We start from the raw sequence: 14,733 nt of genomic DNA, 5'->3' as shown, positions 1-14,733 counted from the left end.
CGGGAGGGGCCGCGCATCCGTCTGAAGGGTTGCGTTCTCCTTCCCGCCAACCGCCAGGGGCGTCAACCCTGGAGATCGCCTGGAGATGGGCGCGCCCCCGCGGGCCCCTCAGGCCGCCTTCACGTCGGCGAGGAATCCGCCGACCGCGCGGGTCAGAGTCTCGGAGTGCCGGGCGAGCTCCTGGGCGGCGCTGAGCACCTGCGAGGCGGCCGCCCCCGTCTGGCCGGCGCCGTCGCGCACGCCGGCGATGTTGGTGGTCACCTCCTCGGTGCCGCGCGCCGCCTCCTGCACGTTGCGGGTGATCTCCTGGGTCGCGGCCCCCTGCTCCTCCATGGCGGCGGCGATCGAGGCGGCGGTGCTCGACATCTCGCCGATGATCCGGCCGATGGTCTCGATGTCGGTGATGGCCTCCTGGGTCGCGGTGCGGATCTCGGTGATGCGCTCGCCGATCTCGCCCGTGGCCTTGGCGGTCTGCCCGGCCAGTTCCTTCACCTCGGAGGCGACGACGGCGAAGCCGCGGCCGGCCTCGCCGGCCCGCGCCGCCTCGATGGTGGCGTTGAGCGCCAGGAGATTGGTCTGCGCGGCGATGCTGGAGATCACCTCGACGAAGGCGCCGATGCGCTCGGTGGTGCCGGCGAGGCGGCGCACGGTGGCGTCGGTGCGCTGGGCGTTCTCCACCGCCTGGTCGGCGATGCGGGCCGACAGGCTGACCTGGCTCACGATCTCCTGTACCGAGGCCGACATCTCCTCGCTGGCCGCGGCCACCGTCTGGACGTTGGCGGAGGTCTCCTCGGCCGCCCCCGCGACGATCACGGTCTGCTGGTTGGTCTGGGCGGCGACGCTGCTCATCGACTGGGCCGTGGCCTCCATCTCGGTGGCGGCGCCCGCCAGCCCCTGGGTCAGGATCGAGACGTTGCCCTCGAAGGCCTGGGTCAGGGCGTCGAGACGCTGGGCCCGGCGCATCTTGGCGGCGTCCTCGGCCGCCTGCGCCTCGGCGAGGCGCCGGGCCTCCAGGGCGTTGTCCTTGAAGACCTGGAGCGCGCGGGCCAGGAGACCGACCTCGTCCCGCCGCTCGGTGCCCGAGACCGTCACGGCGAGGTCGCCGGCCGCGAGCCGGCCCATCGCCGCCGTCATGGCGGCGAGCGGGCGGGTGACGCCGTAGAGGGTGATCAGCGCGAGCAGGCCGACCGCGACGCCGAGGCCCAGGGTGGCGGTGACGATGAGGGTGCGCGTGGCGCTCTCGGCCGTTTCGGCCGCCGCCTGCTTGGCGATCTCGAGGTCGCGCAGGTTCGCGGCGACGCGGGCCGCCACGCTCCGGGCGATCGTGAGCCGGGCCGGGCGGACCTCCTGCTTCGAGATCTGGGCGGCCGCCGCGTTCTCGTTGCGCAGGCCGAGGGCGATGGAGCGGTCGGCGGTGGCGAAGAACGCCTCCAGCTCGCCGCGGACGCCCTGCAGGATGGCGCGGCGCTCCGGCGTGTCGGCCAGGGCGAGCAGGCGGTCGCTGGCCTCGAGGGCGGCTTTCCGGCTCGCCTGGTAATGGGCGAAGTCCTGCTGCATCAGCGCGGCGTCGGTCTCGATGATGGTGTTCTTCTCGGCGATCACCGCCTCGTCCACGGCCAGGGCCAGTTGCTGGGCCAGGGAAAGCCGGGCGGCGCGGACATCGACGATCTGGGTCGTGTTCCGCCCGAGGGTGTCGAGGTTGGCCCGCGCCAGGACCACCAGTCCGACGGCCACGAGGATGAGGATCAGGCTCGGGACGGCGAGCTTTCCCAGAAGCTTGAGGTTGTTGAACATGCGCATGAGGCCCCCGCGACCGGCGCCGGCGCAGGACCTTGATCGGTCTCTCAGGGACGCGGCGTCGTGCTCACGTTTCTGTGATACGGCGCTGAAACAATGATTAACGTATGCGAATTTTTCTGCAACTGATGGAAGTCTTGCGGCAACCTGGTTGTATTCCGAAGTTTTCCGATCCGGGGCGATGATCCCTTATCCATCTCGCTCTGAGGCCTGCCGGAGCGTCGCGGCGAACCAAATGCTCGAAACCCTGCCCTCGGTCTTCGACAGCGACGGAAATACCGTCCGAACGCGCGCGAGGATCACACGTGTGAAGCTCCGGTGCGGGCGGATCTGACGCTCTGCCGGCCGCCTCGCCCGCTCACCCCAGAAAGGATTGCAGGGCCGCCAGGGACGCGGCGGGGTTCTCTTCGGCCAGGAAATGGCCGGACGTGACCTCGGCGGCGACGGCGCCCGGCGCGAAGGTGCGCTGCCAGGCGGCGAGCGGCGTCTCGGGCTCACGGTCGAGATAGCTGTCGCCGGTGAGGATCAGGGTCGGGCAGGCCAGCCGACGCCCGGCGGCGAGGTCCGCGAGATCGGCGTCCCGGTCGCGGGTGGCCCCCGCCCGGTAATCCTCGCAGAAGGCGTGGATGCGCTCGGGCACGCCCCAGGCCTGCCGGTAGAGATGCAGAGCGGCGGGGGCGAAGGCCTTGAGGGACTTGTCCCCGCTCCAGTCGCGCAGCAGCCCCTCGAAATAGGCGTCCGGGTCGCGACCGATGGCCTGCTCCGGCCCCGGGGCGGCCTCCGCCAGGAAGTGCCAGTGCGAGGGCTTGCGCGGGTTGGCCTCGATCCGCTCCCACTGGACCAGGGTCGGCAGGATGTCGAGGAGGGCCAGCCGGGCGATCCGCCCGGGCTCGTCGAGGGCGAGGCGGTAGCCGATGCGCGCACCCCGGTCGTGACCGACCAGGGCGAAGTGGACGTGGCCCAGGGATTCCATCACCGCCACCACCTCGGCCGCGAGGGTCCGCTTGGCGTAGGCCTCGTGGCGCGGGTCGCCCTCCGGCGCGGCGGACCAGCCGTAGCCCTTGAGGTCGAGGCAGATCACCCGATGGCGCTCGGCGAGGGCCGGCGCGATCCGGTGCCAGCAGGCGTGGCTCTGCGGGAAGCCGTGGAGGAGCAGCACCGGCCTCCCGTCCTCCGGCCCGCCGATGCGGGCGAAGAAGCGGCCGGCCGGGATGTCGATCCAAGGGGCGGCGAAGCGGGGGAAGAGATCGGTGGTCACGGGCGGCGCCTCCGGCAGGGGCCGGGGGAACGCACGGGGCCGGGCGCCGGTTCGCAATCGCGGACAGCGTCGCTTCGGCTGGAAGCGGGCGATTTTCCGACTAGATCCGCCCCATCCGCCCTCCTCAGCAGGATTTTCCCGATGCACACGTGTGTGACCGCCCTCGCCCTGGCCGCCGGCCTCGCCCTGGCCAGCCTCGTTCCCGCCCAGGCCGCCGGGTGCTGCGGAGGCGGCGCCGGCATGATGTGCGGCCAAGGCAAGATGGACATGCGGGCGGGCGCCATGAAGCCGTCCCGGACCAAGAAGGCCGCCTGCTGCTGCGCGGGCATGGCCGGACACGGCGCGGCCCCGATGTCGAAGAAGCTCTGAACCGGACCGGACGACGTCTCCCGCCGAGGCCGTGGTCGAAGACGAGGCGGCACGCGAAAACGAGGCCGCGCCCGCAGAGTTGTGTCCGGACCGGGTGCCCCGGCCCGTGCCCTGCGGCCTCGCGGATGCCGGGGCGGGATTGACGCCCGCCCCGCGCAGCGGGCACACCCGAAGGAGGCGGATCGCGCAAGAATCCGACCCAAAAAAGATCACCGAGGAGACGCGCATGGACCGGCCCACCGTTCCTGCTCCGCAGAGTCCTGTTCCGCAGAGTCCTGCCTTGCAGAGGCTTGCCCTGCAGAGACTTGCCCTGCAGAGACTTGCCCCATCGACGATCCGGGCGCTCCGGCCGGCCGGCGCGAGCCCCTCCGCATGAGCGGCGCGGCCCTCGCCGAACGGCCGGCGACCGGCGCTCCGCCCGTGGACGCCGCCCTGCGCGGCCGCATCCTCGCGCTCCGCGAGGGCCTCCTGCACGGGCTCATCGGCGCCGACGCGATGGTCGAGCGCCTCCTCATCGGCCTCCTCACCGGCGGCCATCTCCTCATCGAGGGCGCCCCCGGCCTCGCCAAGACCCGCGCGGTCAAGCGCCTGTCGGACGGGCTCGACGGCAGCTTCGCCCGCATCCAGTGCACCCCCGACCTGATGCCCGCCGACCTGACCGGCACCACCGTGTGGCGCCAGGATGCCGGCGACTTCGAGTTCCTGCCCGGCCCCCTGTTCCACTCCCTCGTCCTCGTCGACGAGGTGAACCGCGCGCCGCCGAAGGTGCAGTCGGCCCTGCTCGAGGCCATGGCCGAGGGTCAGATCACGGTCTCGGGCCACACCCATGCGCTGCCCGACCCGTTCATGGTGGTGGCGACCCAGAACCCGATCGAGCACGCGGGCACCTTCCCGCTGCCCGAGGCGCAGCTCGACCGCTTCCTCCTCCACGTCCTGGTGGAGATGCCGGACGAGGCCGCCGAGCGCCGCATCCTCGACCTCGTCGAGGGCGAATTGAACCACCACGCCGAGGCGATGCCGGTGCGGCTCTCCGTGGCGGAGATCCGGGCCGCCCGGGAAGCCGCCCTCAACGTCTACGTCTCCCCGGCCCTCAAGGACTACCTCGTGCGGCTGGTCGCCGGCACCCGCACCGACGCGGCGGCCCCCGACCTGCGCGCCGCCATCGAGCACCCGGCCTCCCCGCGCGGCACCCTGGCGCTGATGCTCGCCGGCAAGGCGCGGGCCTATCTGCACGGCCGCGACCACGTCATCCCGGAGGACGTGGCGGACCTCGCCGCCGACGCCCTCGCCCACCGCATCGGCCTGACCTGGCGCGCCGCCGCCGAGGGTCAGACGGCCCGGGGCATCATCCGCGGCCTCGTCCAGCGGGTGCGGGCCCTCTGAGCGCGACCATGACCGTGCCGAGCCCGGCCCAAGCCGCAGCCGCCCTGCCGGCCACCGACCCGCTGATGGCGCCGGGCATCCACCTCTCGGGCGAGGCGCTGATGGGCCTGCGCCACCTCGCCCGGCGCGGCTCCGGGCCGGCCACCCGGACGCTGGCGGGCCTGCCCGGCGGGATCGTGACCCGTCGGCGCGGGCGCGGCTCCGAGCCGGACGACGTGCGCCTCTGGTCCGAGGGCGACGACCGCCGGCACATCGACCGCAACGCCACCGCCCGCACCGGCATCCTGCACGTGCGCACCCATCACGACGAGCGCGACCGTGCCGTGGTGCTCCTCGTCGACGTCCGGCCCTCCATGCTCTTCGGCACCCGCCGCGCCCTGCGCTCGGTGGCGGCGGCCGAGGCCCTGGTCCTGCTCGGCTGGCGCATCGTCGGCGACGGCGGCCGCATCGGCCTCGTGGCGGCGGGGGCCGGCGAGCCCGTGGTGGTGCGCCCGGCCGGCGGCGAGCGGGCGATGACCGCCCTCACCGGCGCCCTGGCGCTGGCCCATGCCCGGGCCCTGGCCGACGGATCCGCCGCGGATCCGCCCCTCGCGCCGGCCCTGACCCTGGCCCAGAGCCTGCTGCCCTCGGGCGGTCACCTCGTCATCGGCAGCGCCCTCGACGCGCCGGGCCCGGATTTCGATCCCCTGCTGACGATCATGGCCGAGCGCCTGTCGATCCGCCTCGTCCTCGTGAGCGACGCTTTCGAGCGGGCCCGGCCGCCGGGCTTCTACCCCTTCGCCACGCCGGACGGCCGGCGCGGCACCGTGCAGGCGAGCCGGACCGACCGGGCCTCCCCGGGCACCGATGCCCGCCTCGTCGCCTACGCCCAGCGCGGCATCGAGGGCCTGCGCCTCGACGTCGAGGCCGGCCCGGAGGCCTACGCGCCGCTGATGGAGCGCCTCGATGCGATGCTGTAGGGCGCCAAGCTCTCGGGTACCAAGCCGACAGGGAGGGGCCCGGTGACGCCCGACGCTCCGCCCGGCCTCGACCAGCTGCGCGGCCTGCACCTGCCCGCCGAGACCGGCGGGGCGCAGGGGGCGGTGATGCTCGCCATCGCCCTGGGCTTCACGGCGGCCCTCGTCCTCGGCCTGCTGCGCCTGTTGCGGGCGCGCCGGCGCGGTTCGGTCCGGCGCGCGGCCCTGGCCGACCTCGCCGCCGCCAACGCCCTGCCGCCGGAGCGCCGCCGGGTGGCGCAGGCGCAGCTCCTGCGCCGCCTCGCCCGCACCCTCCAGGGCGACGCCGCGGCCGACGCGCAGGGCGACGCCTGGACCGCCGCCCTCGACCGGCTCTTCGCCACGACCTTCTTCAGCGCCGGCGCGGGCCGGATCTTCGCCGAGGGGCTCTACCGGCGCGGCGCGTCCGAGCCCGGCCCGGTGGATGCCGAGCTGGCGCGGCTCTTCGCCCGGATCGGGGCCTGAGCCATGCTGACGGAGTTTTGGCCGCACTGGCTCACCGCCCTCGCCTCGGCCTTCGACCTCGCGAGCCCCTATGCCCTGCTGCTCCTGCCCCTGCCGCTCCTGGCGGCCCGGCTGATGACGCCCGAGCGGGTCGGGGCGAGCGGCGCCCTGCGGGTCCCCCCCTCCCTGGTGGCCGAGGCCGCCCGGGGCGACAGCGTGGCGGCCCGCGGCCGCGGCCGCACCCTCCTGGTCTGGACCCTGTGGGCGGCCCTGGTGGTCGCCCTCGCCGGACCGCGCCTCGTCCTGCCGGCCACCGCCCTGCCGGCCTCGGGCCGCGAGATCATGCTGGTGATGGACCTCTCGGGTTCGATGGAGCGGCGCGACTTCGCCCTGGACGGGCAGACCGTGACCCGGCTCGCCGCGGTCAAGCGCGTCGGCACCGACTTCATCCGCCGCCGGGCCGGCGACCGCATCGGTCTCGTCATCTTCGCCAACGAATCCTACGTCGCCGCGAGCCCGAGCTTCGACACCGCCACCGTCGCCCGCGCCCTCGACGAGGCGACCATCGGCCTCGTCGGGCGCTCCACCGGCATCGGCGACGGCCTGGGCCTCGCCCTCAAGCGCCTGACCCCGGCGGGACCGGAGGCCGAGGGCGCGCCGGTGGCCACCGCCAAGGTGGTGATCCTGATGACGGACGGCGCCAACAATGCCGGCCAGACCACGCCCCGGGACGTGGCCGGCCTCGCCAAGGAGCTCGGCGTCCGGGTCCACACCATCGCGCTGGGCCCCCGCGACCTCTCCAACGCCGACGGCGAGCAGGACGTCGTCGACACCGAGACCCTGCGCGAGATCGCGGATCTCACCGGCGGCCGGATGTTCCGCGTGAAGACCACCGACGACCTCATCGCCATGGCGGACGCCATCGACGCGATCGAGGGCGGGCGCGCCAAGGCGCCGCCGGTGCCCCTGCGCAAGGACCTCTGGCCCTGGCCCGCCGCCCTCGCCTTCCTGGCGGCGGCCGCCCTCCTCGCGTCGCGGCGGATCGCATGAGTCTCCTCGACACCCTGGCGGTCCTGCGGCCCTGGTGGCTGGTGGCGATTCCCGTCGTGGCCGCCCTGGCGCTGCGCGCCGCCTGGCGCTCGGCGCCCCTCGGCGATTGGACCCGGGCCGTCGATCCCGGCCTGATGGCGCTGCTCGCCCGGCGCGGGGCGGTGCTCGGCGGACGCCGGCAGGCGAACCTCGCCGCGGCGCTCGCGGCCGGGCTCGTCGCCCTGGCCCTCACCGGCCCGGCGGTGGAGCGCCCGGACGCCGCCACCTTCCGCAACCTCGACGCGACCGTGGTGGTATGCGACCTGTCGCGCTCCATCGCGGAGGGCGGCCACCTCAAGGACGTGCGCCAGGTGGCGCAGGCGGTGGCCGAGGCCGCCGGCACCCGCAGCGTCGCCGTGGTGGTCTATGCGGGCGACGCCTATCTCGCCGCCCCGCCCACCACCGACCGGGATGCCCTGTCCTCCACCCTGTTCGCCCTGGACGGCGACACCGTGCCGGACCGGGGCACCCATCCCGAGCGCGGCCTCGCCCTGGCCCGCCGCACCCTCGCGGAGGCCGGCGTGATCGCGGGCGACGTCGTCCTCGTCACCGACGGCGACGGCATCGGCGACGCGGCCCTGCGCGAGGCCGCCGCGATCCGTGCCAAGGGCTGGCACCTGCACGGGCTGTTCGTGCCGGCCGGGCCCGGCCTGCCGGCGGGCTCGCCCAAGCCCGACCGCGGCGCCCTCGAGCGCCTGACCGACGCGGGGGCGGGCCGCTTCGCCCTCCTCGACAGCCCCGCCCCGGTGCTCGACGCGGTGGGCGCCAGCACCGCCCAGCACCTCGCCGCCGGGGGCTACACCGTCCTGGCCTTCGCCGATCTCGGGCGCTGGCTCGTGCTGCTGGCCCTGCTGCCCGCCCTCGTCCTGTTCCGCAGGAGCGCCTGATGGCCCTCGGTGTCCTGTCCGACCGTCTGCCCGCCCTCCCCCGCGACTGGACCCGCTGGGCACGCCTCGCCGCCCTGGGGCTCGCGGGCGCCGGCATCCTCGCCCTGACGGCGACGGCGCAGCCTCGCACCAGCCTCGGCCGCGCCCTGCTGGGGGCCGGCCTGCCCGGGGCCGCCGCCTGGGTGCTCGACGACCCGGCCTGGCGCGGCCCGGCCCTCTACCAGGCCGGGCGCTACACGGAAGCCGCCGCCCTTTTCCGCAACGGCGGCCGGCGCAACGCCTACAACCTCGGCAACGCGCTCGCGAAATCCGGCGACCTGCAGGGGGCGCTGGACGCCTACGACGCCGCCCTCCAGTACAACCCCCGCGACGCCGACGCACAGGCCAACCGCTCGCTGATCGCCCGCCTCGTGGACGAGGGCGCCGGCGATCCCGGCAAGGGCGGGGGCGTGGCCAACGCCACCGCCACGGTGGGCGCGCGCTACAACAAGACCGCGAACCAGGACCCCAACGACGACACCCAGGCCACCTCCAGCGGGGAGGGCCTGGCCGGAAACAAGGAGGGCGGCACCTCCTCCTCGACCCCGGGCAACAGCAAGGTCGCCCGGCGCGGCAAGGCCGAGCAGGTCTCGGCGGATTCCGGCAAGGGCGAGGCCCGCGGCTCGGCCAGCGACGCGGCGGGGCGCGGCCGCACCGGGGCGGGCTCCGCCATGGTCGCGGCCGCCCCCGAGCGGGAGGTGCGCCGGGTGACGAAGAGCTTCGAGGCCCACGAGATCCGACCCGACCGCCTCTGGCTGCAGACCCTGCCGGACGATCCCGGACGCTATCTCAAGCTGCGCCTGAAGGCGGAACAGGCAGCCCGCGTCGAGGCCGGCACAGCGGTGCCGGGGGGAAGCAACCCATGGTGAGCGATCGGTCCGCGTTTCGAAACCGGCGGGGCGTCCTCGCGGCCGGCCTCGCCGCCTTCCTCCTCGCGCCCCTCCCGGCCCGGGCCGAGATCGGTCCCGGCGACCTCACCCTCACGGTGACGCCGGAGCGCAACGGCAACGCCGATCCGTTCTCCCGCGAGATGGTGCTGCTGCGCATCCACGGGGTCTACCGCCAGCCGATCCTGCTGGAGGAGGTGATCCAGCCGTCGCTGGCCAATTTCAGCTGGACGCAGCTCGGCCGCGACGCCTGGTCGAAGACCCGCCTGCCCGACGGGCAGGTGGCCATCGCCTTCGACCGGGTGGTGGCGATCTTCCCGCACCATCCGGGCGACTTCACCATCGATCCGTTCCTGCATCGCCTCACCGTCAACGACGGCGGCAAGCGGGTCGTCGTCGACGTGCCCTCGGCCCCGGTGACCCTGCCCGTCGCCACCTGGACGAAGCCGGTGGGCGGGCCCGACGCCAAGGAGCCCTGGTGGCTCCCGGCCAAGGACGTGACGATCACGGATTCCTGGAGCCCCGACCCCGAGACGGTGAAGCTCGGCGAGACCACACGGCGCATCGTCACCCTGGAGGCCCAGGGCATGGTCGCCGAGGGGCTGCCGCCCCGCCCGGTGATGCGCACGCGCGGCATCCTCACCTTCGCCGGGCCGGTGACCCGCGAGACGATCATCACCCCCGCCGGCCCGGTGGCGCGGGTGACCTACCAGTGGGACGTGCGCCCCGCGATCGAGGAGATCATCCCCCTCGACGCGATCGTCATCCCGTGGTTCGACACCGTCTCGCGCACCCTGCGCGAGGCCGAGATTCCCGCCCGCCAGATCGGCGGCGGCCTGCCCGACAGGGACGACGAGGCGAAACCCGTCCTGCCGGCCTCCCCCCTCGTGGTGGCGACCGCCGCCCTCGGCGCCTTCGGCCTCGGCCTCGCCCTGCTCGGCTTCGGCAGCGGCGGGCGTTCGGGACGCCGGCGCCTCGACGCGCGGACGCGCCGGGCGCTCGGCCGCGCCGCCTCGGCCCGGGACGCGCGGGCCTTCCGCGCGCATCTCCACCCCGTCCTCACGGAGCAGCCCGACCTCGCGCGGGCCTGGCGGGCCCGGCCGGAGGTCGCCGCAGGCCTCGATACCCTGGATTCCCACCTCTACGGCCCCGGCACCGTCGCAGCCCCCGACCTGCCCGGCCTCGCCCGGGCCCTGAGCCAGCCGATCGCTGCGGGAGCGCAGCCGACGGCGGCCCCCTCGCGCCTCGCGCCCCTCGACGGCCGGGCCCTGACCTCGCCAAGACCCATCCGAGACCCATCGACCGGAACCGCATGAGCCTGACGCGACGGATCCTCCTCGGGGCGGGGGCCCTCCTGCCCCTGCTGAGCACGGCCCAGGGCCAGGGCAAGGGCAAGGGCCACGAGACCGATCCCGGCCCCCAGGACCGGTTCGCCGAGGCCGGTGCGGCGTTGGCGCGGATCGCCGGCGACCTCGGCGGCCGGGCCGGGATCGCGGTCCTCGACACGAGCGGCGGCCCCGCCCTGCTGCACGACGCCGAGGGCGCCTTCCCGCTCTGCAGCACCTTCAAGCTGCTCCTCGCCGCCGCGATCCTGGCCCGGGTCGAGGCGGGGCGCGAACGGCTCGACCGGCGCCTCGCCTACGGAGAGGCCGACCTCGACACCTACGCCCCCGTCACCACGCGCGCCCTGAGGGCGGGCGGACCGGAGGCCGGGGCGATGTCCGTGGAGGCTCTGTGCGCCGCCGCCCTGGTCTGGAGCGACAACACCGCCGCCAACCTCCTGCTCGACGCCCTCGGCGGTCCCGCGGCCCTGACCGCCTATGGCCGGAGCCTCGGCGACCCGGTGACCCGCCTCGACCGGACCGAACCCGACTTGAACTCGGCCGTGCCCGGCGATCCCCGCGACACCACCCGGCCCGCCGCGATGGCAGCGACCGTCGGGAAGATCCTGCTCGGGCCGTCGCTGACGGAGGCCAGTCGCGCCCGGCTCGAGGGCTGGATGACGGCCTCCCGCACCGGAACGAAGCGCCTGCGGGCGGGGCTTCCGGCCGATTGGGGCGTCGGCGACAAGACCGGCAGCGGGGCCTACGGCACCGCCAATGTGGTGGCGCTCCTGCGCCCGCCCGCCCGGGCGCCCCTGGTGGCGGCCATCTACCTCACGGGGTCGGACACCACGAGCGAGGCCCGCGACGCGGCCCATGCGGCGATCGGCCGGGTCATCGCCGCGACCTATGGTTAACACTCGGTTCACGCCTGCCTGACACGGTCGTCCCGCGAGGAGTGGACCCGATGCGGCGTGGCGGTGTGGCGATCAGACGGGGCGGGGCGGGGCTCGTGCTCCTGGCCGGATTGACGGCAGCCCCCGCCGGTTCGGCAGATCTCGGCGGCCTCGCCTTCCCGACCCCCGGGCGCGCGGTGGAGGGCTACGGGGCGGAGCCCGAGGGCCTGCCGCGCTACTTCCCGCGGGCGGAGGAGGAGGGTGGCGTGGCTCACCACGCACCGGTGCCGCGCCGCCGGCTGGCCGGCTGCATCCCGCGGCGGGTACCCATCCCCACCGATTCCCCCGGCGACCCGAGCTATGTCGGCTCGGCCTACGGCCTCGGCAAGCCGAGCTATTACGGCTTCACCCCGCCCCTCGGGGTCGACGATCCCTACGGCCGGCCCCTGCGGCCCTATTGTCCCTGAGGCGTCTGGCGTCCCGGCGGCAGGGCGATTAGGTCTCGCGCCGGGATGCGATCCGCGTCCGCGAGACCCTGCCGAAGACCTTGCCGAGGACGAGCCGCCGATGTCCGATCCCGTCTCCCTGCTCCGGTTCACGTCCGTCGCCCCCCTGCGCGCCGCGGTCGCCGCCTGGCGCCGGGCCGACGAGCGGGTGGTGCTGGTGCCGACGATGGGCGCGCTCCATGCCGGCCACCTCGCCCTGATGGCGCGGGCGCGCAGCCTCGGTCGGCGCGTCGTGGCGAGCATCTTCGTCAATCCGACCCAGTTCGGCCCGAACGAGGATTTTTCGCGCTATCCCCGCGACACCGAGACCGACCTCGCCCTGCTGGCAGAGGCGGGGGTCGATGCCGCCTACCTGCCGGAAGTCTCCGGGATGTACCCCGAGCACTTCTCGACCCGGATCGAGGTGGGCGGCCTCACCGAGGGCCTGTGCGGCGCCTATCGGCCGGGTCACTTCTCGGGCGTCGCCACGGTGGTGACCAAGCTGCTCAACCAGGTCCAGCCCGACTGCGCGCTGTTCGGCGAGAAGGACTACCAGCAGCTCCTGGTGATCCGCCGCGCCGTGCGCGACCTCGACCTGCCCGTGGAGATCCAGGGCGTCCCCACCCTGCGGGAGGCGGACGGCCTCGCTCTGTCGTCGCGCAACCGCTACCTCGCCCCCGAGGAGCGGGTGCGCGCACCGCGCCTCCACGCCGTCCTGTCCGAGATCGCCGCAGGCCTCGCGGCCGGCGGAAGCGCCGGCCCCCTGGTCGAGGGAGGCCGGGCCGCGCTGGCGGCGGCGGGCTTCGAGCCCGTGCAGTATCTCGAGGTCCGCGATGCCGAGACGCTGGCGCCGGTGGAGCACGCCACGCGGCCAGCCCGGGTGCTGGCGGCGGCCTATCTCGGTCGCACGCGCCTCATCGACAACGTCGCGGTGGGTTGAACCACGGGACGTTCAGGCCCGTCCCGCCGCGAGGGGATTGGCCCGGAAGAAATCGAGCATCGCCCGCGTCGCGTCGGGCCCGCGCGGATCGGTGTAGCTGCCGGCCGGGCTTCCGCCGGACCAGGCGTGGCCGAGGCCGCGCACGATCCAGCCCTCCACCGCGACCCGTCCGTCCGCATCGGCGTAGCGGGTGCGGGTGTAGGGCAGGCCGCCCGGGCTCACAGCCTCCGCCGCCTCGGGCGTCAGCCCGTCGATGCCGGCCTGGGCCAGCGCCTGCTCGCCGTTGCGGGGGTTCACGGTGCCGTCGCTCTCCCCGTGGAACACGATGGTGGGCACCCGCACCGTGGACACCGGGCCGTCGGCAGCGGCCACGGGGCCGAGGCGCATCACCGTGAGCGCGGTCGAGACGTCGCGGGCACAGCCCGCCGCGAGGCCGGAATGGATGCCCACCGCCGCGTAGAGGTCGGGATAGGCCCGGGCGATGTTCACCGCCGCCGCACCGCCCGCCGACAGGCCGGCGATGTAGACCCGGGTCGGATCGACTCGATGCTCGGCGATGAGCGCGCGGGTCAGCCCGGCGATGATCCCCGCCTCGCCGGAATCCCGGCCCTGGTCGCCGGGCTGGAACCAGTTCCAGCAGCGCTGGCCGTTGGCGCGCCCGCTCTGGGCCGGGTAGGCCACGAGGAAGCCCTCCGCCTCCGCGCGGGCGTTCATGCCGGTGCCGGCGGCGAAATCGTCCGGCGACTGGGTACAGCCGTGCAGCATCACCACCAGGGGCAGGTCGGCACGGGCGTCGCTGGGAACGAACAGCTTGTAGTCCCGTGCCCCGGCCGCGTTGGAAAAGCTGTGCTCCGTGAAGCTGCCGCCCTCGGTGAGGGGCGCACGAGCTTGGTTCAAGCCCGACGGGCCGAGACCGCCGGCCAGGCCCGAGACGAGAGTGCCGAGATTGCCGACGAGGCCGGAGGGGGTCGCTCCGCCGGGACCGGCCTTGCCGAGTCCCCCGAGCACCGGGGTGATGCCCCGCGTCACCGTTTCCACGACCTTGCGCAGCTTCTCGGGGAGGATCGCGGCGCGGCGCGCCTCCTCGGCGGCGGCCGAACCCGACGGGGACTCGGTCTGGAACGCGGGTTTGGATTCCGGCTTGGCCGCCGGGCCGGTCTCGACGCGCTCGGCCACGAGATCGATGGTGTGGGGCTGGGGCGCCGGAGCGCCGTGGTCGGCCGCGGAACGGGGGGGCGTGCCGGCGAAGCCGCGCTGCAGCAGGTCCGTCGCGTCCTGCAGGCGTCCGGCTGCCGTGAGGCGCGTCGCCTCCATCATGTCGGCGAGGCGGTCCTGCATCCGGTTCGAAGGGTCGGTCATGGGGTTCGCTTTCCGGCTCGACGACGGGTCGAACCATGCGAGGTCGGGAACGCGGTTTTTGGAGATTGTCAGAGGAGACGGTCGGCGAGGGCCGCCTTCACGGCCGGAGTCGCCTGCAGGCTTCCCATGACCTCGATCGACGCGATGACCTCGCGGGCCAGTTCCGGGGTGACGTCGGGCGCGATGCTGGCGAGCCCGAGGACGCGGATGTCGAGGCGGATGCCGCTGGCGCGCGCGGCCTCGAGTTCGGCCCGGTCGTAGCGGCGCAGGCCGAGTTCGACGCCCTTGCGGGCCACCGATTGCCGGGTCACGTCGCCGTGGCGCGCGATCTGGTTGCGCACGGCCGTACGGATGAAGTCGCTCCGGTTGGCGTAGACGCTCTCGGACACGAGGAGATCGATGTGGCCGAGATCGACGTAGCCGAGATTGATCGTGATCTTCTCGGTGTCGCCGACCCGAATCGGCGCCCTGGGCTTATCCTCGAGATCGAGCATCGGACCTTCCCGTTACCATCCAGTGGGATGGTATATGGGAGGCTTTTGTTGCGATGCAATAAGGAGCCTCGTGCGTCGCAGCATCGTGA

The 14,733-nt window shown here is 74.3% G+C and carries 15 protein-coding genes; 11 read left to right on the top strand and 4 right to left on the bottom strand.

The window, feature by feature from the left end; translation table 11 throughout:
- Nucleotides 1–108: 108 nt before the first annotated feature.
- Together ASG51_RS16045 and ASG51_RS25170 are read right to left on the bottom strand one after the other, a co-directional pair.
- Nucleotides 109–1,800 (bottom strand): methyl-accepting chemotaxis protein, encoded by a 1,692-nt coding sequence (locus ASG51_RS16045; RefSeq protein WP_056381855.1) that lies wholly within the window; start codon nucleotides 1,798–1,800, stop codon nucleotides 109–111.
- A gap of 355 nt (nucleotides 1,801–2,155) precedes the next feature.
- Entirely contained in the window at nucleotides 2,156–3,055 is a 900-nt protein-coding gene (locus ASG51_RS25170; RefSeq protein ID WP_056381853.1) for an alpha/beta hydrolase, read from the bottom strand.
- A gap of 141 nt (nucleotides 3,056–3,196) precedes the next feature.
- Between ASG51_RS25170 and ASG51_RS25165 the strand changes: the two genes are divergently transcribed.
- The 11 genes from ASG51_RS25165 to panC all read left to right on the top strand — a co-directional run bounded on the left by ASG51_RS25165 (nucleotide 3,197) and on the right by panC (nucleotide 12,791).
- Nucleotides 3,197–3,424 carry a hypothetical protein gene (locus ASG51_RS25165; RefSeq protein ID WP_200917621.1) on the top strand — a complete coding sequence of 76 codons (228 nt, stop codon included), beginning with the start codon at nucleotides 3,197–3,199 and terminating at the stop codon, nucleotides 3,422–3,424.
- A gap of 372 nt (nucleotides 3,425–3,796) precedes the next feature.
- A complete protein-coding gene (locus ASG51_RS16030) occupies nucleotides 3,797–4,807 on the top strand; it encodes an AAA family ATPase (protein ID WP_056218574.1) in 1,011 nt (336 codons plus the stop codon).
- Between the two features lie 65 nt (nucleotides 4,808–4,872).
- A complete protein-coding gene (locus ASG51_RS16025; RefSeq protein WP_244472719.1) occupies nucleotides 4,873–5,766 on the top strand; it encodes a DUF58 domain-containing protein in 894 nt (297 codons plus the stop codon).
- Nucleotides 5,767–5,808: 42 nt separating this feature from the next.
- Entirely contained in the window at nucleotides 5,809–6,267 is a 459-nt protein-coding gene (locus ASG51_RS16020) for a DUF4381 family protein (RefSeq protein WP_056381850.1), read from the top strand.
- A 3-nt stretch (nucleotides 6,268–6,270) separates the two neighbouring features.
- Complete coding sequence (locus ASG51_RS16015; RefSeq protein WP_056381848.1) at nucleotides 6,271–7,296, top strand: VWA domain-containing protein; 1,026 nt, start codon at nucleotides 6,271–6,273, stop codon at nucleotides 7,294–7,296.
- Nucleotides 7,293–8,222, top strand: coding sequence for a VWA domain-containing protein (locus tag ASG51_RS16010; RefSeq protein WP_056276308.1), 930 nt, complete (start codon nucleotides 7,293–7,295; stop codon nucleotides 8,220–8,222). The genes ASG51_RS16015 and ASG51_RS16010 overlap by 4 nt, the downstream gene beginning before the upstream one ends.
- Nucleotides 8,222–9,130 carry a tetratricopeptide repeat protein gene (locus ASG51_RS16005; protein ID WP_056381847.1) on the top strand — a complete coding sequence of 303 codons (909 nt, stop codon included), beginning with the start codon at nucleotides 8,222–8,224 and terminating at the stop codon, nucleotides 9,128–9,130. The genes ASG51_RS16010 and ASG51_RS16005 overlap by 1 nt, the downstream gene beginning before the upstream one ends.
- On the top strand, nucleotides 9,124–10,464 hold the full coding sequence (locus ASG51_RS16000) for a BatD family protein (protein ID WP_056381844.1): 1,341 nt from the start codon (nucleotides 9,124–9,126) through the stop codon (nucleotides 10,462–10,464). Before ASG51_RS16005 ends, ASG51_RS16000 begins: the two co-directional genes overlap by 7 nt.
- Nucleotides 10,461–11,387, top strand: a complete 927-nt coding sequence (bla, locus tag ASG51_RS15995; RefSeq protein WP_056381843.1) for a class A beta-lactamase — start codon at nucleotides 10,461–10,463, stop codon at nucleotides 11,385–11,387. The genes ASG51_RS16000 and bla overlap by 4 nt, the downstream gene beginning before the upstream one ends.
- Before the next feature lie 50 nt (nucleotides 11,388–11,437).
- Nucleotides 11,438–11,833, top strand: coding sequence for a hypothetical protein (locus ASG51_RS15990; RefSeq protein WP_056381842.1), 396 nt, complete (start codon nucleotides 11,438–11,440; stop codon nucleotides 11,831–11,833).
- A gap of 100 nt (nucleotides 11,834–11,933) precedes the next feature.
- On the top strand, nucleotides 11,934–12,791 hold the full coding sequence (panC, locus tag ASG51_RS15985; protein WP_056381840.1) for a pantoate--beta-alanine ligase: 858 nt from the start codon (nucleotides 11,934–11,936) through the stop codon (nucleotides 12,789–12,791).
- 12 nt (nucleotides 12,792–12,803) lie between these two features.
- Here panC and ASG51_RS15980 read toward each other — a convergent pair whose 3' ends face one another.
- A complete protein-coding gene (locus ASG51_RS15980) occupies nucleotides 12,804–14,150 on the bottom strand; it encodes a PHB depolymerase family esterase (protein WP_056381838.1) in 1,347 nt (448 codons plus the stop codon).
- 68 nt (nucleotides 14,151–14,218) lie between these two features.
- Nucleotides 14,219–14,644: a hypothetical protein gene (locus ASG51_RS15975; protein ID WP_056218545.1), complete on the bottom strand. Its 426-nt coding sequence runs from the start codon at nucleotides 14,642–14,644 to the stop codon at nucleotides 14,219–14,221.
- Nucleotides 14,645–14,733: the final 89 nt, after the last annotated feature.

The organism is Methylobacterium sp. Leaf465 (genome assembly GCF_001424705.1).
In the GTDB taxonomy this organism is placed as follows: Bacteria; Pseudomonadota; Alphaproteobacteria; order Rhizobiales; family Beijerinckiaceae; genus Methylobacterium.
Note: the sequence above shows the minus strand (reverse complement) of the source record. Positions and strands in the feature narration are given on the sequence as shown.